The 15,668-nt window shown below is 65.4% G+C and carries 19 protein-coding genes; 8 read left to right on the forward strand and 11 right to left on the reverse strand.

The genetic code is table 11. From position 1 onward, the window contains the following. The 4 genes from ACEWFR_RS12550 to ACEWFR_RS12565 form a co-directional block, all read left to right on the forward strand. On the forward strand, positions 1-380 hold a 380-nt coding region (locus ACEWFR_RS12550), incomplete at its 5' end, for an extracellular solute-binding protein (RefSeq protein ID WP_374061353.1). Between the two features lie 6 nt (positions 381-386). Further along, the gene (locus tag ACEWFR_RS12555) at positions 387-1,310 is read left to right on the forward strand and encodes an ABC transporter permease (RefSeq protein ID WP_374061354.1); all 924 of its coding nucleotides are present in this window, start codon (positions 387-389) and stop codon (positions 1,308-1,310) included. 1 nt (position 1,311) lies between these two features. Then, positions 1,312-2,262, forward strand: a complete 951-nt coding sequence (locus tag ACEWFR_RS12560; RefSeq protein ID WP_374061355.1) for an ABC transporter permease — start codon at positions 1,312-1,314, stop codon at positions 2,260-2,262. 79 nt (positions 2,263-2,341) lie between these two features. After that, positions 2,342-3,355 carry an ABC transporter ATP-binding protein gene (locus tag ACEWFR_RS12565; RefSeq protein WP_374061356.1) on the forward strand — a complete coding sequence of 338 codons (1,014 nt, stop codon included), beginning with the start codon at positions 2,342-2,344 and terminating at the stop codon, positions 3,353-3,355. A gap of 36 nt (positions 3,356-3,391) precedes the next feature. Here ACEWFR_RS12565 and ACEWFR_RS12570 read toward each other — a convergent pair whose 3' ends face one another. Next, positions 3,392-3,664 (reverse strand): hypothetical protein, encoded by a 273-nt coding sequence (locus ACEWFR_RS12570; RefSeq protein WP_374061357.1) that lies wholly within the window; start codon positions 3,662-3,664, stop codon positions 3,392-3,394. 64 nt (positions 3,665-3,728) lie between these two features. Between ACEWFR_RS12570 and ACEWFR_RS12575 the strand changes: the two genes are divergently transcribed. Both ACEWFR_RS12575 and ACEWFR_RS12580 read left to right on the forward strand, forming a co-directional pair. Further along, positions 3,729-3,932 carry a zinc ribbon domain-containing protein gene (locus ACEWFR_RS12575; RefSeq protein ID WP_374061358.1) on the forward strand — a complete coding sequence of 68 codons (204 nt, stop codon included), beginning with the start codon at positions 3,729-3,731 and terminating at the stop codon, positions 3,930-3,932. A gap of 96 nt (positions 3,933-4,028) precedes the next feature. Beyond that, positions 4,029-4,775: a V-type ATP synthase subunit D gene (locus ACEWFR_RS12580; RefSeq protein ID WP_098725375.1), complete on the forward strand. Its 747-nt coding sequence runs from the start codon at positions 4,029-4,031 to the stop codon at positions 4,773-4,775. 111 nt (positions 4,776-4,886) lie between these two features. Here ACEWFR_RS12580 and ACEWFR_RS12585 read toward each other — a convergent pair whose 3' ends face one another. The 9 genes from ACEWFR_RS12585 to ACEWFR_RS12625 all read right to left on the reverse strand — a co-directional run bounded on the left by ACEWFR_RS12585 (position 4,887) and on the right by ACEWFR_RS12625 (position 12,529). Continuing rightward, complete coding sequence (locus ACEWFR_RS12585) at positions 4,887-5,024, reverse strand: hypothetical protein (RefSeq protein WP_374061359.1); 138 nt, start codon at positions 5,022-5,024, stop codon at positions 4,887-4,889. A gap of 195 nt (positions 5,025-5,219) precedes the next feature. Then, positions 5,220-5,615: a DUF5811 family protein gene (locus tag ACEWFR_RS12590; protein ID WP_098725374.1), complete on the reverse strand. Its 396-nt coding sequence runs from the start codon at positions 5,613-5,615 to the stop codon at positions 5,220-5,222. 54 nt (positions 5,616-5,669) lie between these two features. After that, positions 5,670-6,155 carry a pyruvoyl-dependent arginine decarboxylase gene (locus ACEWFR_RS12595; protein ID WP_374061360.1) on the reverse strand — a complete coding sequence of 162 codons (486 nt, stop codon included), beginning with the start codon at positions 6,153-6,155 and terminating at the stop codon, positions 5,670-5,672. Between the two features lie 281 nt (positions 6,156-6,436). Continuing rightward, positions 6,437-7,669: a proteasome-activating nucleotidase gene (locus ACEWFR_RS12600; protein WP_374061361.1), complete on the reverse strand. Its 1,233-nt coding sequence runs from the start codon at positions 7,667-7,669 to the stop codon at positions 6,437-6,439. A 122-nt stretch (positions 7,670-7,791) separates the two neighbouring features. Further along, entirely contained in the window at positions 7,792-9,585 is a 1,794-nt protein-coding gene (gene pepF / locus ACEWFR_RS12605) for an oligoendopeptidase F (RefSeq protein WP_374061362.1), read from the reverse strand. A 54-nt stretch (positions 9,586-9,639) separates the two neighbouring features. Further along, a complete protein-coding gene (locus ACEWFR_RS12610; protein ID WP_374061363.1) occupies positions 9,640-9,876 on the reverse strand; it encodes a hypothetical protein in 237 nt (78 codons plus the stop codon). A 92-nt stretch (positions 9,877-9,968) separates the two neighbouring features. Further along, a complete protein-coding gene (gene truA / locus ACEWFR_RS12615; RefSeq protein WP_374061364.1) occupies positions 9,969-10,814 on the reverse strand; it encodes a tRNA pseudouridine(38-40) synthase TruA in 846 nt (281 codons plus the stop codon). Between the two features lie 347 nt (positions 10,815-11,161). Continuing rightward, positions 11,162-11,683 carry a hypothetical protein gene (locus ACEWFR_RS12620; protein WP_374061365.1) on the reverse strand — a complete coding sequence of 174 codons (522 nt, stop codon included), beginning with the start codon at positions 11,681-11,683 and terminating at the stop codon, positions 11,162-11,164. Positions 11,684-11,782: 99 nt separating this feature from the next. Next, positions 11,783-12,529, reverse strand: coding sequence for an SDR family oxidoreductase (locus tag ACEWFR_RS12625; RefSeq protein ID WP_374061366.1), 747 nt, complete (start codon positions 12,527-12,529; stop codon positions 11,783-11,785). A 144-nt stretch (positions 12,530-12,673) separates the two neighbouring features. Here ACEWFR_RS12625 and ACEWFR_RS12630 point away from each other — a divergent pair, with 144 nt between their 5' ends. Continuing rightward, the gene (locus ACEWFR_RS12630; RefSeq protein WP_374061367.1) at positions 12,674-13,327 is read left to right on the forward strand and encodes a hypothetical protein; all 654 of its coding nucleotides are present in this window, start codon (positions 12,674-12,676) and stop codon (positions 13,325-13,327) included. A 93-nt stretch (positions 13,328-13,420) separates the two neighbouring features. After that, the gene (locus tag ACEWFR_RS12635; RefSeq protein ID WP_374061368.1) at positions 13,421-13,810 is read left to right on the forward strand and encodes a hypothetical protein; all 390 of its coding nucleotides are present in this window, start codon (positions 13,421-13,423) and stop codon (positions 13,808-13,810) included. A 109-nt stretch (positions 13,811-13,919) separates the two neighbouring features. Here ACEWFR_RS12635 and ACEWFR_RS12640 read toward each other — a convergent pair whose 3' ends face one another. Then, positions 13,920-15,497 (reverse strand): carboxypeptidase M32, encoded by a 1,578-nt coding sequence (locus tag ACEWFR_RS12640; protein ID WP_374061369.1) that lies wholly within the window; start codon positions 15,495-15,497, stop codon positions 13,920-13,922. Between the last annotated feature and the right edge of the window lie 171 nt (positions 15,498-15,668).

Consider the following 15,668-nt stretch of genomic DNA (forward strand, 5'->3'; position numbering starts at 1 on the left):
ATTACACCGGGCTGAACCTCAAGTACAACAACGACGAGTTCGACGAGGACCAGATCGAGGTCGCGATCCTCGAGGGGCCCGACGGCGAGCCCGGCGCGATGAACGTCCCCTACGGCTACGCCCTCTTGCGGAACGCGCCCAACCCCGAGGCGGCAAAGCTGTTCATGGACTACGTCCTGACCGAGGAGTGCCAGGAGCTGTTCTTCGACGCCTACGTCCGCCCGATCCGGGCGAATGAGCTCGACCAGCCCGACGAGTTCCCGGACCAGTCGTCCTACGAGGCGGCGGGCTTTACCGTCGATCAGGAGACGCTCGTCGAAAATCAGGAGGGCATTCAGGAGGAGCTCGTCGACCGGACGCCGCTGCAGGGAGCCCAGTGATCGCGGATGTCAGTCCGGAAATCGGCGACGGCGTCGGTCCGTCGAGTCGCGTCGCTGGCGTCGACGACCGCCCGTCCGACGACCGAACGCGAGCGCGAGCGCCGGCGGATCGCGGTCCTCTGTCTCCCCTTCTTCGCGCTCGCGATCGTGGCGGGGTTCGTCCCGCTGGCGATGCTCGTCCGGATCAGCTTCGCGGAGGACACGATCTGGATGGAAGGGTGGTCGCTCGAGGCCTGGGAGACGCTCGCGACGACCCCGGCGTACTGGCGGATCGCCTGGAACACGCTGTGGTTCGTCGGGCTGGCGACGGGAGTCAGCGTCGCACTCGGGGTCGCCGTCGCACACGCCCTCGAGAAGTACGACTTGCCGGCGGAGCGTGTCGTCGTCGCGGCGGTGTCGTTTCCGATCGCGCTACCGGGGATCGTCGTCGCCTACCTCATCACGGTCCTGCTCGGCAACCAGGGAGTGGTCACCAACGCGATCGCGACCGTGACCGGTGCGAGCGCGTTCGATCTCGCGAGCGCGACGGCGATCACCGGCCTCTTTCTGGGCTACGTCTACTCGCTGTTGCCGCGGGCGACGATGGTGCTTCGGGGCACCTACGCGGAGGTCAATGCGCAGGCCGAGGAGGCGGCCCGCACGCTCGGTGCCAGCCGCTGGGAGACGTTCTATCACGTGACGCTCCCCGAGATCAGGCCCGGCATCGCCGCCGCCGCGATCCTCACCTTCCGCTCCGGCCTCGCGATCTTCGGGACGGTACTCATCCTCCAGAGTCACAAGGTGATCACGCTGCAAATACACAACGAGATCAGCGTCGGCTCGTACGCCCCCGACGTGGCGGCCACGATCGGGCTCGTCTACGTGGTCTTTATCGTCGCGTTCACGTTCGTCGGGCTGCGGTTCGTCGACGACGACGCGGTGGAGGTCTGAGATGACCGGGGACGCGTCACCGCGAGCGGACGGCGGCTCGACCGCAACCGGGAACTCGGACGCCGCGTCGACGACTCGTCCCGACGGCGGATCGGTAACGGCGTCACAGAACCGCCGGTGGTCGCGGTCCGGCAGGGCCCTCTCGACGCTGCTCGGTCGTCCAATCGTCGCCGGCGTCGTCGCCGTCGTGACCGCGTTCCTGACGATTCCGGTACTCGTCGCGTTCGTCTCCTCGTTCGCGGAGAGCGGCAGCGGCGTCCTGCCCACGGGGTTCGTCACGTTCGATCACTGGCGGAAGGTACTCGGATTCGGCGATTACGGCGTCCGACAGAACGCGATCCCGGGGCTGACCTACAGCCTCCTGATCGCGACGGGCGGAATGGTCCTGAACGTCCTGATCGGCGTCCCGATCGCGTACGCGCTCGCGAGATACGACTTCTACGCCCGGGACTGGATCAACACGTTCGCGATCTTGCCGCTCGTGCCGGGGCTGATCCTCGGGATCGCCTTCATCCAGACCTACCCCGAACACGGTCGGTCGTCGCTGGGACTGCTCGCCGGCTACTGTCTGCTCAAATCGCCCTACATGGTGTTGACCGTCCAGAGCTCGTTCCAATCGATGGATCTGGTCCGGCTCGAGGAGAGCGCCCGATCGCTCGGGGCCTCGTGGCCCCGAACCGTCCTCACCGTCATCGTCCCTCAGGCGAGACGCGGGATCGTCGCCGGCGCGATCATCACCTGGACGCTCGCGGCCGCGGAGTTCAACTTCACGCACAAGGTCGCCAGCGGCAGCCCCGATCCGTTCGCGATGTTTCTCTATCGCAACATCGCGACCAACGCCTCGTACCTGCAGTCGGCGGCGGCGGTGTCCGTCTACTTCCTGATCGTCGTGGCCGCGATCGTCGTCCTGCAACTGCTCGGCAAACGGGGGTTCTCGACCGCACACCAATGAGACACACTACGAACGGAGTACGGCGTCGAATCGCTCGCACACCGATCGACCGAAGCGCGCTCGAGGATGGTGAGCGCCCGTGAGCGACGTCACCCTCGAGTCGCTCACGAAGGCCTACGGCGACGAGGTGGCCGTCGACGGGGTCGATCTGACGATCCGGGACGGCGAGATCCTCGGGGTCGTCGGCCCCTCGGGCTGCGGGAAGACGACGACGCTGCGGACCATCGCCGGCTTCGAGACGCCGACCCACGGCCGGGTGCTGTTCGACGGGGTCGACGTCACCCACGTCCCGCCCGAAGAGCGCAACGTCGGGCTGGTCTTCCAGTCCTACGCCCTGTTCGACACCATGACCGTCCGCGAGAACGTCGCGTTCGGGCCGAAGATGCAGGGTGTCCCAGAGGCCGAGCGCCGCGAGCGGGCCGACGAACTGCTCGCGATGCTCGACATCGCCGAGCTGGCCGACCGGCGGCCCACGACGCTATCGGGCGGCCAGCAACAGCGGGTCGGCCTCGCGCGGGCGCTCGCGATCGAACCACACGTCCTCCTGCTCGACGAACCGATGACGGGGCTAGACGCCGAACTCAAGACCCGACTGCGCGACGAGATCGGCGACCTGCTGGCCGATCTCGAGGTGACCGCGCTCTACGTCACCCACGATCAGGAGGAGGCGATGGCCATGTGCGATCGGATCGCGGTGCTGGCGGACGGCACGCTCGAGCAGGTGGGCCCGCCCGCGGAGATCTACCGCCGACCCGCCAACCCCTTCGTCGCGAACTTCGTCGGGAGTTCGTCCCTCCTAGCGGGGGTCGCCGAGAACGGCCACGTCGATCTGGGCTTTACCGAACTGCCCGTGGCGGCCGAGACGGACGGCTCGGTGCAAGTCGCGGCCCGGCCCGCCGCCTTCGAACTCGGCGAGGGACCGATCGAGGCCAAAGTGACCGACGTGACATATCTCGGAGACCGAACCCGGCTCACGGCGACGCTGCCCGACGACACGACCGTGACACTGCATGCCGACGGGATCGACGGCTATCGGATCGGCGAATCGATCCCGCTCTCGATCGACGAACAGCGGGTCCACATCCTCGAGTAGGCGGTGTCGCGAGACCCCATCGAAAAGAAACAAGGGTCATTCGTCGCGCTCGCTCCGATCGAATCCAGCGGATCGATCCTGCTCGTCGTCGCGAACACGGCCGTCGGCAGCCGTGCGACGGCTGTCGACCGAGCGACTCCGGTCGCGGGCCGAACGCGACGGCTCTCGGCCACCGCGGTCTTTCGCGATCCGTTCCGCTTCCCGCCGATCCACGACGGTCGGATCCGACGTTTCCCGACTGATCGCCAGCCACAGGACGAGCGAGATCGCGAGGGAGACGAGGAGCAGGATCACGACGGTGACAGCCATTTCTCGGTCGATACTCGAGAGTCCGAGCACAAAAGATTTGTGAGCTGATACGAATAGAGCACGTATGCGAGACAACGATCGCGGCTGTCCGAAGTGTGGCCACACGGAGACGGAGATCGACAAAATTTCGACGACCGGGAGCGGCCTCTCGAAGCTCCTCGACGTTCAGAACCGTCGGTTTCACGTCGTGAGCTGTACGAGTTGCGGCTATTCGGAACTCTACAAGGGCCAGTCATCGGGCGACATGGTCGATCTGTTTCTCGGGTAGCCCGACCCTCGAGGTCGAGTTCCCGCCGTTCGGCGGCGAACGGTGCGCGGAAAACTGTAAACAGTTATCCGGCTGGGGGAGCTAGCCCCCCACAAGATGGCCAACGACGTCAAGCCCACCCGCAAGAACTTGATGGCGATCGAGGATCGCATCGAGCTCTCCGAGCGGGGCCACGGCACGCTCGAGAAGAAACGCGACGGGCTGATCATGGAGTTCATGGACATTCTGGACAAGGCCCAGGACGTCCGCGGCGAGCTCGCACAGGACTACGAGGCCGCCCAGAAGAAGATCAACATGGCCCGGGCGATGGAAGGCGACGTCGCGGTCCGCGGTGCCGCGGCGGCGCTACAGGAACACCCCGAGATCACCACCGAATCGAAGAACATCATGGGCGTCGTCGTGCCCCAGATCGAATCCTCCAAAGTCACGAAGAGTCTCGACCAGCGAGGCTACGGGATCATGGGCACCTCCGCCCGTATCGACGAGGCCGCCGAGGCCTACGAGGACCTCCTCGAGAGCATCATCCTCGCCGCCGAGGTCGAGACGGCGATGAAGAAGATGCTTCGCGAGATCGAGACCACCAAGCGCCGCGTCAACGCCCTCGAGTTCAAGCTCCTGCCGGAACTGTACGACAATCAGGAGTACATCGAGCAGAAACTCGAGGAACAGGAACGCGAGGAGACGTTCCGCCTGAAGAAGATCAAGGAGAAAAAGGAAGCCGAAGAGAAGGCAGAACGAGAGGCCGAGGCGGAGGCCGAAGCCGAAGAAGCCGAGGAGAAACAGGACGAACTCGAGGAGATTCAGCCGGACACCGCCGCACAGTCTCCGACGAGTACCCAGTGAGGCGTACCAGCTGACTCGCTCGGTCGATCGACCGAACGTTCACCCGCTGATTAGATCTCCACAGCCCGTTCAAAGTGCGGTTCGTTCCCGATTCAGTTTTCCGTCCGCGATTCAGTTTCCGGCCCCGACGAGCACCGCAAAGATGTACCGTCGGACGCCGCGTTCGGTTCCGTCGGTCCGCACCGTCTGCTCCTCGAGCCGATCACAGCCGAGACGCAGACCGATTCGCGACCCGGATGTCTCACGCATCAGCGACCGGTTCCCGACGGACCCGAGCGTGAGCCGGATCTCACGCTCGACCTGTGTTCGTCGCTCGCGACGGACCGGGTCGCCGCTCGAGTTCGAGCAACTGCGCTATTGATCGAGCCAACGCGTTGAAAAGCGAAGTGTGCCCCGTCCCGAGGGACGAACCGATCGAGCGCGGCCCCTCGATGTCGGGGCCGGCTATTTCCCGGTCGGCCGCACGTTGTTGCTGATCGCCTGTTTCACCTGCAGTGCCGCGCTCGCGGCCAGCCCGCGGGCGACTTCGTCGCGTTCGTCCGCGGTGATGACTTCCTCGGGGGCCGCCTCCTCGAGGTCGGGCGTGAAGCCGGCACTGACCGCGTGACCGACCGGCGGTCGGACGGCGACGGTGACCTGCGGGCCGGTCATCCCGGTCGAGACGTCGGCGTCGACGACGTATTCGTTGGGAAGGAACTCGCGTGTACGGGCCGCGATCCGCGAAACGTCGCGGTGGAGCAGTCGTTTCTGTGCGCTCGAGAGGTCCGGAACGTCCGCCGCTGCACGCTGCCCAGCACCAGTCTCGCCCGGTAGCCCTGCGTACGGCGTATTTCCGTTCATGAGAAGTGTGTACCCGTAGCAATGCGCCGCCGGGTCAAAAGGGTTCGCCTTCGGTCAATCCGAGAGGATCGGCTCGCTGTCGCCGTATACTGCGAGGACGACCGCCGTCGTGTACCGACCCGAATCGGCCTGCCGACTCTCGACGGCCGCCCGCGGGTCTGCGAACTGCCAGTCGCGAAGTTCCTGTCCCGCGGCCAGTCCCTCGCGAACCCGGCGTTCGACGGTTTCGCGATCCATCTCGCCCGCGGTCTCGTAGAACAGGCCCGGGCCGTCGTCGACCGATTGCACCCAGGCCAGCGCCGCGCTCACGCGACCGGGGCCAGCAGTGGTGGCTCGAGCCTCGACGACGGTCAGGCGCTCGCCGGCGGGGCCGAGGTCGGGGGCGGTGCCGACGGCCTCGACGCGGGTCTCGGCGGGAATAACGGACGAGACCGAGACGAGATTGTAGTTCTCGACGCCGGCCTCGGCGAGGGCCGCGTCGTAGGAGGCCATCGCCGTGGGAGCCGACGCGGCCCCCCAGACGACTCGAATCGTGCTCATATTCGCTTTCGGGGACGAGCGGCGTAAGGCGTTGCGATCCAGTCCCGATGCGGAAACGGATCGGTTCAGTGGCCGCGAGCGGAGCCCGAAGAACCGAGGGCTCTGCGAGTCGGGGGAGGGCAGGCAACTCATCGACACTCACCGCGAGTGAGCGAAGCGAACGAGCGGGCCGACGACTGACCCGGAGCGAACGAAGTGAGCGGCGGGGAAGGAGGAGTGCTTTTAATCGAATTTTTGCCGAGGGCGCGGCTCCGCCGCGCCCGCAGAGCAAAACTTCGTGCTTATTGGTAGAAATAGCCCGCCGACGAGACCACGTCGCTCGAGTCGTCTTCCTCGATCTTCTCGAGGGCGTCCGCGAAGTCCTGGTGGGTGACCTCGTTGCGGTCGTTGCGGATGGCAAACATGCCGGCCTCGGTGGCGAGACTCTCGATATCTGCACCGGAGTAGCCGTCGGTGTCGGCTGCCAGGTCGGCGAAGTCGATGTCGTCGGCGACGTTCATTCCGCGGGTGTGGATTGCGAGGATCTGCTCGCGGCCCTCCTCGCTGGGTTCGGGGACTTCGATGAGGCGGTCGAACCGGCCGGGACGCAAGATGGCGCGGTCGAGCATATCGAAGCGGTTGGTGGCGGCGATGATGCGGATCTCACCGCGAGCCTCGAAGCCGTCCATCTCCGAGAGGAGTTGCATCATCGTCCGCTGGACCTCGGCGTCGCCGGAGGTCTTGGACTCCGTGCGACGAGTCGCGATGGCGTCGATCTCGTCGATGAAGATGATGGCCGGTTCGCGCTCGCGGGCCATCTCGAAGAGGTCACGAACGAGCCGGGAGCCCTCGCCGATGAACTTGCGGACGAGCTCCGAGCCGGCCATCTTGATGAAGGTGGCGTCGGTCTCGTTGGCGACGGCCTTGGCGAGCATCGTCTTGCCCGTTCCCGGCGGCCCGTAGAGGAGCACGCCGCTGGGCGGATCGATCCCGACCTCGTCGAATAGTTCGGGCTCGGCGAGGGGCTGTTCGACGGCTTCGCGGACCTCGCGGACCTGCTCGTCGATACCGCCGATGTCGGCGTAGGTGACTTCCGGTTTCTCCGTGATCTCCATCGACTGGGCGCGCGCGTCGGTCTCGGTGTTCAACACCGTCTGGATCGCAAAGGAGTCGTTGACCGCGACGCGGTCGCCCGGCGCGACGCTATCGACGATCCGAGCGGAGACGTCCGTGAGCACCTCCTGGTTGTTGCCGTGCTGTTTGACGATGACTTGCTCGTCGTCGAGGACGTCCTCGACGGTGGCGATGTACAGTGACGAGCTCTTCAGCGTCTCGTTTTCGCGTTCGACGCGGTCGACTTTCTCCCGGAGGCGTTCGCGGCGGTCCTCGGCGTCGTCGAGCTGGGCCGACAGCTTGTCGTTGACGTCGACGAGCTCTTCGTAGTGCCCGCGAAGCGCCTCGAGCCGCTCGTCGTCGGGGAGGTCGGCGTCGATATCGCGGTGAGGTCGGTCGGGAATAGACGGGCTTCGAGACATCCTGATATACGCCGTTAAGATAGCGACAGTAAATGTGCCTTTGGGTCCCGGAGGAATTCCTGTCGGTTGGCAGTACAGTCGACCCGGCTATGGCAAGCCACCGGGGAAGAGCGCAGCGCCGATCACTCGAGCAGCGACTCGAACTCCTCGAGGCGCTGGCCGTAGGTCTCGAGCGCGCGATCGATCGGTTCCGAGGAGCTCATGTCGACGCCGGCGATCCGCAGGAGTTCGAGCGGGTACTCCCGGGAACCGCGGCGGAGGAACTCGAGGTAGTCGTCGGCGGCGGACTGGCCGTTCTCGAGGACGTCGTCGACGATCGCGAGCGCGGCGGAGATACCCGTCGAGTACTGGTAGACGTAGAACGCGCGGTAGAAGTGCGGGATGCGCATCCACTCGGTGGCGATGCGGTCGTCGATCACGGCGGGCTCGTAGTACTCTTCTTTGAGTCCGCGATAGACCTCGTCCAGTCGATCGGCGGTCAGCGGCTCGCCCGCTTCCTCGAGGCGGTGGGTCTCGTGTTCGAACTCCGCGAACAGCGTCTGGCGGTAGAGCGTCGAGCGCACGCGCTCGAGGAACTCGTTGAGGACGTGTTTCCGGAACTCGGGGTCGTCGACGGTCTCGAGGAGGTGATTGGTCAGCAGGGCCTCGTTGACCGTGCTGGCGACCTCGGCGACGAAGATTTCGTAGTTCGAGTAAATGAAGGGCTGTTCCTCCTTCGTCAGTTCGGAGTGCATCGAGTGACCGAGTTCGTGGGCCAGCGTGTACATCGAGGAGATGTCGTGCTGGTAGTTCAGCAGGATAAAGGGCTGCGTGTCGTAGGTTCCCCCCGAGTACGCGCCGGATTGCTTCCCCTCGTTCTCGTAGACATCGACCCACTGGGAGTCGAGTCCGTCGGCAACGCGGGACTGGTATGCCTCACCCAGCGGCGCGAGCGCGTCGACGACGTACTCGGTCGCTTGCTCGTACTCGAGGTCCGGGCCCTCGTCGCCCGTCAGGGGCATGTAGAGGTCCCACATCTGCAGGTCGTCGACCCCCAGCGCTTGCTCCTTGAGTTCGGCGTGGTGGTGGAGCTTGTCGAGGTTATCGTGGACGGTGTCGACGAGCGTGTCGTAGACCTCGACGGGAACGTTTGGCCCGTCGAGGGCGGCTTCGCGCGCCGTGTCGTAGTTGCGCGCTCGAGCGGTCTTGACATCGGCTTTGACACTGTTCTTGTAGCTGGCAGCGACCGCGTTTCGGACCGACTCCCACTCGTCGAAGTAGCCCTCGTAGACCCGCTGTCGGAACTCGCGGTCGGGTCGCTTGAGCAGGTTCGTGACGTTGCTCTGGGTGATCTCGACCGCCTCGCCCTCTGGGTCTTCGACCGTCGGGAACTCCATGTCGGCGTTCGAGAGCATGTTGTAAACTTCGCCCGTCGCACCCATTACCTCGCCGAGATCAGCCAACAGCGCCTCGACCTCGGCCGAGCGCGTGTGGGGTTTCATCCGGAGGACATCGTCGACGTAGTGGTCGTAGGTCTCGAGGTCGGACTCCTCGTCGACCATCGACTCGAACTCCTCGCGGGTCAACTCCTGGATTTCGGGGTCGATGAAGGAGGCGGCAGACTGGGCGTCGGCCGCCAGCGACTGCGATCGGGCCGTCAGCGCCTGGTACTGCTGGTTCGTCGTATCTTCGTCGCGGCGCATGCGGGCGTAGGCCGCGACCGTCGATACCTCGCGCATGATCTCGTCGCGCAACTCGAGCGCCTCGAAGAGGGTTTCGGCGTCGTCGGTGACCCGCCCCTCGTAGGACTCGAGGTCGTCGACGCGTTCGGCGACCGCTTCGTAGGCGGACTCCCAGTCGTCGTCGATCGCGTAGATGCTCTCGAGGTCCCAGGTGTACGCCTCGTCGACCTCAGAACGCTCGGGGACGGAACTCATATCCCGAATTTTGAAACGGAGGAGGTAAAGGGTATCGGACGCTCTCGCGGACGCCTACGTTTCCGCGTCGACCGCAGTCCGGACGACTCGAGCGACGCCGAGCATCGCGACGTACGTTCCGACGAGAACGAGTAAGACGAGCAAGATGACGCCCAAAATGGACGCACCCGCCTCGGGATGGGTCCGTAGTGGTGATGTGAGACGGAGTCCGAAGAAGCACACGAGCACGCCCGCAGCGACGCGGATCGACGCACGCCAGTAGGCGCCGTACTCGTCGGGCGAGAGGTCCATGCGCCGACGTGTGTCCGCGCCCGTGAAAAACGCTCGTACACAGCAAACCAAGGGCGGGTGATCCGAACGCTCACCGCTCGACTACTTCCCCGTCAGCGTATCCCGTCGGCCACCTGTCCGGCGACTCGAGCCCCGGTCTGCCGGTCGATTCGGCGACGCTCGAACACCGCTCGAGCGCTCTCTGCTGCCGCGTCGTCGGTCTCGAACTCGAGACTGGGGTAGTCCACGTCGGTCAGCACGAGCGGCTCCGGCGGCGCGGGTGCGATTCCCTCGTGGCCGGGCAGCGGGTCGGGATCGAGGACGCGGTCGATTTTCGCGATCGGGGCGTCGCCGGCACCGACATCGCGAGCCAGCGAAACGAGTCGGCGGACGAGTTCGCGGGCGAAGCCGTCCGCGCTGACGGTGACGAGTAGATAGTCGCCGTCTCGGACCGCCTCGAGCGACGGCGAGCGCTCGGTGTTGTGGTCGTCCGGCGTCAGGTTGTACACGTCGTGGGCACCCGAGAGCGCTTCGCAAGCCGCTCGGAACCGCTCGTCGTCGAGAGAGCGATCGGGCGTATCGTTGTTCGACGGCGGAGTTTGCGGTGCATACAGGTGATAGGTGTACGCTCGACGATTCGCGTGGTGTGTCGCGTGGAACCCCTCCGGTGCGTCGGCGGCCGCCCACGCGCGAACGTCCGCGGGAAGTTCGGCGTTCAGCGCCCGCGGTGCGAGCCAGTCCGGGGTCTCGAGTGCGATCGTCTGGGCGAGCGCGGAGACACCCGCGTCGGTCCGGCCGGCAGCGGCGTAGCCCGCGGGTTTGTCGGCGTCAGGGGCGAGAACCTCGAGTGCACGGAGCGCGTCGAAGATCGTATCCTCGACGGTCGGGACATCGGGCTGGCGCTGGAAGCCGTGATAGCCCGTGCCGTCGTAGGCGACTCTGAACGCTCGGAGAGGCATTTGGTCTCGAGTTGATCCAGCGCGGCCAGCGGGTTATACGGTTCGTTCATATTCGGAGGCGCTACTGACTGCACAGTGCAGGGTAACCACGTTTCACTCCAGACCGACCATCAGGCATGCCGTGGCGCGCGCTGTCGACCGTCCGAAGGAGAGTGAGGGCGGTCGATGACCTGCGCGAGGGATGAGCGAGCGACGCCAGGAGCGAGCGAATCGGCTGGGGAGGGTGTGGCGATTCCCTGTTGCCACGATAGCAGGGCGCCTTGTCACACTCAATTCCATCAGAAACGCTATTTCATTCACACGGCTATTGGACGGCCAAGTCATCCCTCAGCGTCCCTGCCAGCGACTCACAGCTCGTCGTCGGGATCGAACCGGTCGTGGTCGGGCTCGTGAACGTCGAATTCTACGGTTTCAGATTCGTCGATATCGGAGTCCTCGAGGTCGAAGGCATCGGTCTCGAGCGGCGAGCCGTCGGCGCTGATGGCCCCGTCTTGGACCTCGATGGTGACGCCGTCGTCGTCCGAGGACATCCCCAGTAACTGTCCCGTCGCCGACTCCACTTCCTGATTGACCGACCAGACGAACCGCAAGACGGACTCGAGTTCGGTCCCGACCTCGCGGACGCCGCGCTGCCGGGAGAGATCGCCCAGACTCCGTGCGCCCTCCGGATGGAGGTACTGGATCGGATGATCGGTCGGTACCTCGCGGAGGTCGACGTCGAACGACCAGATGTAGGGAAGGGCCTGAAGCGCGTAGCCCTGCGGTTTCGGTGCTCGTCGGCCGGCGGCGCTCAGCGCGATGGTCTTCGCCGTCGATTCGCCGTCGGTGTCGAAGTAGACGCCCGGAACGCGCGGAATTGAGAGTCGCATACTCGTGGTAGGGGGCCGGGAACGGGTGAGTCCCGACCCGGCACTCCCAGCCTCGTTTTATAGGGGCGCGGTGGATTCGGGCTGCCCGTTTCGCTCCCGTCAATGGAAGGTGTCCGCGAACTTGTCCCGCCGATTGATATCGAGTTCGCTCACGCTCGAGCCCTCACGACTTGCGGCGAAGCGAATCGCTTCGGCGACCTCCTCGGGTTCGGTGACCTCGCCTTCGTCGAACCGCTCGGAGAAACTCTCGCCGTCGGCCGCTCCGAACTCAGAGCGGACCTCCGCGGGATTGACGATCGTGATCCCGACGTCGTCGTCACCGATCTGGGCCGCGAGGCTCTTGGCGAAGCCCCGGACCCACCACTTCGTCGCAGCGTACACTGGATTGGACGGCCGCGGGTGCTTCCCGGCGAAACTGGCGACGAAGATCAGGTGCCCCTCGCGCTCGCGGACGTGGGGAATCGCCGCCCGCGTCGCGTAGAAGACGCCGTCGACGTTGGTCTCTTGCATCGTCTCGTAGTCGTCGGTCGACAGCGATTCGACATCGCTCCCGCGGCCCAATCCGGCGTTGTTCACCAGCACGTCGATCCCGCCGAAGCGGTCGACGGCCGCCTCGAGAAGCGCGTCGACGTCGTCCTCCTCGCGAACGTTCGTGGGAACGACCAGCGTCTCGACGTCGTGGGTCGCCTCGAGGTCCGCTGCGAGATCGGTCAATCGGCCCTCGCTGCGGGCCGCGAGGACGACGTTCGCTCCCGCGGCGGCGAGTTCGCGACAGGTCGCCGCGCCGATTCCCGAACTCGCGCCCGTGACGATCGCCGCCTTCTCGGCGAGTGACGTATTTCCCATAGTCGGCAGTAATGCGCACCCTGTCCCTAAAACCGGGGGCCGGCACTGGCTGTCTCGTCCCGAACCGATCTACGCTGATGAGACGAAACGGGGCAGAAATCGTTCGGCAGTGATATATAGACAACTGAGAAACGGTTCCGTACAATGGGGGGCCATTGGGGGACGAGTAGCGGCAGTAGCGATCGCAGTATCGTTCGAGCGCCACGAGTGGCAGCGGCGCTCGAGGAGTGGACCTATTCGACCAGTCCGTCGGAGGGGGACGCCATCGCGCGGCGACTCTCGACGGTGTTTCCGGCGGCCGACGTGCAGCGGAGTGACGCATCGACGGCCGCCGACGTTCGCGTCGACGACGTCCGCGTCATCATCGCTCACCAGCTGGGGTCGGCGTTTCGGCGCGATTTTCACATGCTTGCCGACCAGTTCGACGACGTGGTCGTCTACTCGACGACCTGTCACACGTCGACGCCGAACGAGTGGCGGGAGTTCAAACACCGTCATCGCGGGACCCACGTTGGAGCCCATGTTCGGTTCGTCAACCGACGGGAAGCCACGGCGGACAACGGTGGGAGCGCCGTCCGAGCGCTCGCGGCGCTGGCGCTTCCGATCGTCGGGATCGTCGGCCTGCTTACAGCGTCGCTCGGACTGTTCGACGTGGGTGGATCCGCGGTCGCCGGCCTCGAGGGACACGCACGTGCGATCGGTCTGATCGCCGCAGTCGTGGTCGGCGTCACGGTTGCATGTCTACTGACGCGCCGCCGGATCTACGTCTCACTGTTGCGGCGGATTCCACACACCTGATCACCGGCGGCAACCGCTATCGCGGACGTCGCGAACCGGGCCGGTATCGGGGCCACAACCTTGATCGGCGTGCTACCGAAACCGGGAGACGACATGAGCGGCGACCGTACCGCGGACCGGACGCCACGACTCGAGGAGTACTGGGGCTGGGTCGCGGTCGTGCTATTCCTGTGGCTGGCCGTCGACCTGCTGACCTCGGTGGCGGCCGCGGCGACTGTCGGCCTCGAGTCCGAGACGAACCCGCTGATGGCGTGGCTGTTAGGGCATCACCTCGCGGTCGTGGTTGCGGTTCATCTGGGTATCGCCGTGCTGGTCGTCGGCCTGTTTTCGGTGCTCTTCGCTCGCGCCCGCGCCGTTCCGCGACGACTGGAACGGCCCGTGCAGCTGGGGCTCGAGGGATTTCTTGGCGTCCTCGTTGCGATCGGGCTGTTCGCGTTCGCGAACAACGTGATGGTGGTCGTGGTTGGACGGGGACTCTTCTAATCGATCGCAGTGCCCGTCTCGTCCGAATAGTTGAAGGCGACTCTGACAACGACACTCCGACGACCGTGGAACCGGGAATTAAGTGAGCGAGACGACAGAGTCCGCCGGTTCAGTACCTCTCGAGGTCGTACAGCTCGCCGTACTTCGAGGTGACGTACTCGAGGAAGTAGTCCGCGGTCAGCTCCTCACCGGTGGCCCGCTCGATCAGAGCCGGCGTGACGTAGCGCTTGCCGTGGCGGTGGACGTTCTCGCGGAGCCAGCCGTTGAGTTCGTCGAACTCGCCCTCGCGGATCTGCTCGTCGAAGGTGCCCCGATCGTCTTCCGCCGCGGCGTACAACTGCGCCGCGAGCACCGAGCCCAGCGAGTACGTCGAGAAGTAGCCGAAGTCGCCGTGAGACCAGTGAATGTCCTGCAGGCAGCCTTCCGCGTCGGTTTCGGGACGAACGCCGAGATATTCCTCGTACTTATCGTTCCAAACCTCGGGGACCTCCGAGACCTCGAGATCGCCCCGGATCAGATCGCGCTCGATCTCGAAGCGGATGACGATATGGAGGTGGTAGGTGAGTTCGTCCGCCTCGACCCGGATGAGGTTATCGTCGTGGACCTGATTGGCGGCCTCATAGGCCTCCTCGGGGGAAACGTCCTCGAGTTCCGGAAACCGCTCGCGGGCGATCGGCAGGAAGTGCTCCCAGAAGGGGCGGGAACGGCCAACGTGATTCTCCCAGAGTCGAGACTGGGACTCGTGGACGGAGAGGTCACGAGCCTCGCCCAGCGGCGTGGCGTACCCCTCGTCCGGGAGACCCTGCGTGTAGTTCGCGTGGCCGAACTCGTGGATCGTCGAGGTGATCGACCCGAGCAAGTCGTCCTCCTCAAAGCGGGTCGTCACGCGCGCGTCGAACTGCGTTCCCGAGGAGAACGGATGCGGTGCTGTATCGAGGCGGCCGCGATCCCAGTCGTAGCCTAGCGAGTCGAGCACGTCGCGGGCCAGCGCCTCCTGATCGTCGTCGTCGAACTGCCCCGCGAAGGCGTCGGTCGTCAGCTCGGCGTCGCTCTCCTGGACCGCATCGATCAGCGGGACGAGATTCTCACGCAGGCGCTCGAGAACGCGCTCGGCCGTCTCGAGGTCGATGTAGGGCTCGTAGTCCGCGAAGAGCACGGCGTAGGGATCCGCGTCCGGATCAATGTGGTTGGCGTACTCCCGCTTGAGTTCGACCAGTTTCTCGAGCGTCGGCGCGAACTGCTCGAAGTCGTCTTCCTCTCGGGCCTGCTTCCACGTGGGATGGGCGTTCGACGCCGTCGCCGAAATCTCCTCGACCAGTTCCCCCGGGACGCTCGTCTCGCGGTCGTACGTGCGGCGAACCTCGCGGACGACCGCGGCCTGTTCGTCCTCGAGGTCGGTGCTCGCGGTTTCACCGCTCGCTTCTCGAGACGACGCAGTCGTCTCGCCTTCAAGTTCCGAGAGCAACTCGCCGGTCTCGTCTGCGGTCAGGAGTTCGTGACTGATCGAGGACAGCGTCGAGAGCTGCTGTGCGCGGGCGGGCGTCCCCTCGTCGGGCATTACGACCTCCTGATCCCACCGCAGGATCCCGGCCGCGTTGCCCACGTTCGAGATGCGCCGAACCCGGTCTTCGAACTGTTCGTACGTGTCGGCCTCGCTCGCGTCGCTCGGAGACTGATCGGTCGCCATAGGCGTATCGTTCGCTCGGAAGCGGCATCAACGTCGTGGTTCCGGTCACTTCGAAGCGATCGAATGCGAATGGCGGGCGGGGCACTCGAAGACCTGTCGACTCTCGAGACGATCAGTACACCGTTGCCAAGGCGTTGCACGCTGCTGTCACGCCGCGCTCGCTAGCCGATG

It is taken from the genome of Natrinema sp. H-ect4 (assembly GCF_041894845.1).
Taxonomy (GTDB): Archaea; Halobacteriota; Halobacteria; order Halobacteriales; family Natrialbaceae; genus Natrinema.

Bases quoted from the DNA above. Each gene is read 5' to 3' on its own strand.
- ACEWFR_RS12555 (WP_374061354.1), top strand. From the start codon at position 387: ATGTCAGTCCGGAAATCGGCGACGGCGTCGGTCCGTCGAGTCGCGTCG.
- ACEWFR_RS12560 (WP_374061355.1), top strand. From the start codon at position 1,312: ATGACCGGGGACGCGTCACCGCGAGCGGACGGCGGCTCGACCGCAACC.
- ACEWFR_RS12570 (WP_374061357.1), bottom strand. From the start codon at position 3,664: ATGGCTGTCACCGTCGTGATCCTGCTCCTCGTCTCCCTCGCGATCTCG.
- ACEWFR_RS12575 (WP_374061358.1), top strand. From the start codon at position 3,729: ATGCGAGACAACGATCGCGGCTGTCCGAAGTGTGGCCACACGGAGACG.
- ACEWFR_RS12580 (WP_098725375.1), top strand. From the start codon at position 4,029: ATGGCCAACGACGTCAAGCCCACCCGCAAGAACTTGATGGCGATCGAG.
- ACEWFR_RS12585 (WP_374061359.1), bottom strand. From the start codon at position 5,024: ATGCGTGAGACATCCGGGTCGCGAATCGGTCTGCGTCTCGGCTGTGAT.
- ACEWFR_RS12590 (WP_098725374.1), bottom strand. From the start codon at position 5,615: ATGAACGGAAATACGCCGTACGCAGGGCTACCGGGCGAGACTGGTGCT.
- ACEWFR_RS12595 (WP_374061360.1), bottom strand. From the start codon at position 6,155: ATGAGCACGATTCGAGTCGTCTGGGGGGCCGCGTCGGCTCCCACGGCG.
- ACEWFR_RS12600 (WP_374061361.1), bottom strand. From the start codon at position 7,669: ATGTCTCGAAGCCCGTCTATTCCCGACCGACCTCACCGCGATATCGAC.
- pepF (WP_374061362.1), bottom strand. From the start codon at position 9,585: ATGAGTTCCGTCCCCGAGCGTTCTGAGGTCGACGAGGCGTACACCTGG.
- ACEWFR_RS12610 (WP_374061363.1), bottom strand. From the start codon at position 9,876: ATGGACCTCTCGCCCGACGAGTACGGCGCCTACTGGCGTGCGTCGATC.
- truA (WP_374061364.1), bottom strand. From the start codon at position 10,814: ATGCCTCTCCGAGCGTTCAGAGTCGCCTACGACGGCACGGGCTATCAC.
- ACEWFR_RS12620 (WP_374061365.1), bottom strand. From the start codon at position 11,683: ATGCGACTCTCAATTCCGCGCGTTCCGGGCGTCTACTTCGACACCGAC.
- ACEWFR_RS12625 (WP_374061366.1), bottom strand. From the start codon at position 12,529: ATGGGAAATACGTCACTCGCCGAGAAGGCGGCGATCGTCACGGGCGCG.
- ACEWFR_RS12630 (WP_374061367.1), top strand. From the start codon at position 12,674: ATGGGGGGCCATTGGGGGACGAGTAGCGGCAGTAGCGATCGCAGTATC.
- ACEWFR_RS12635 (WP_374061368.1), top strand. From the start codon at position 13,421: ATGAGCGGCGACCGTACCGCGGACCGGACGCCACGACTCGAGGAGTAC.
- ACEWFR_RS12640 (WP_374061369.1), bottom strand. From the start codon at position 15,497: ATGGCGACCGATCAGTCTCCGAGCGACGCGAGCGAGGCCGACACGTAC.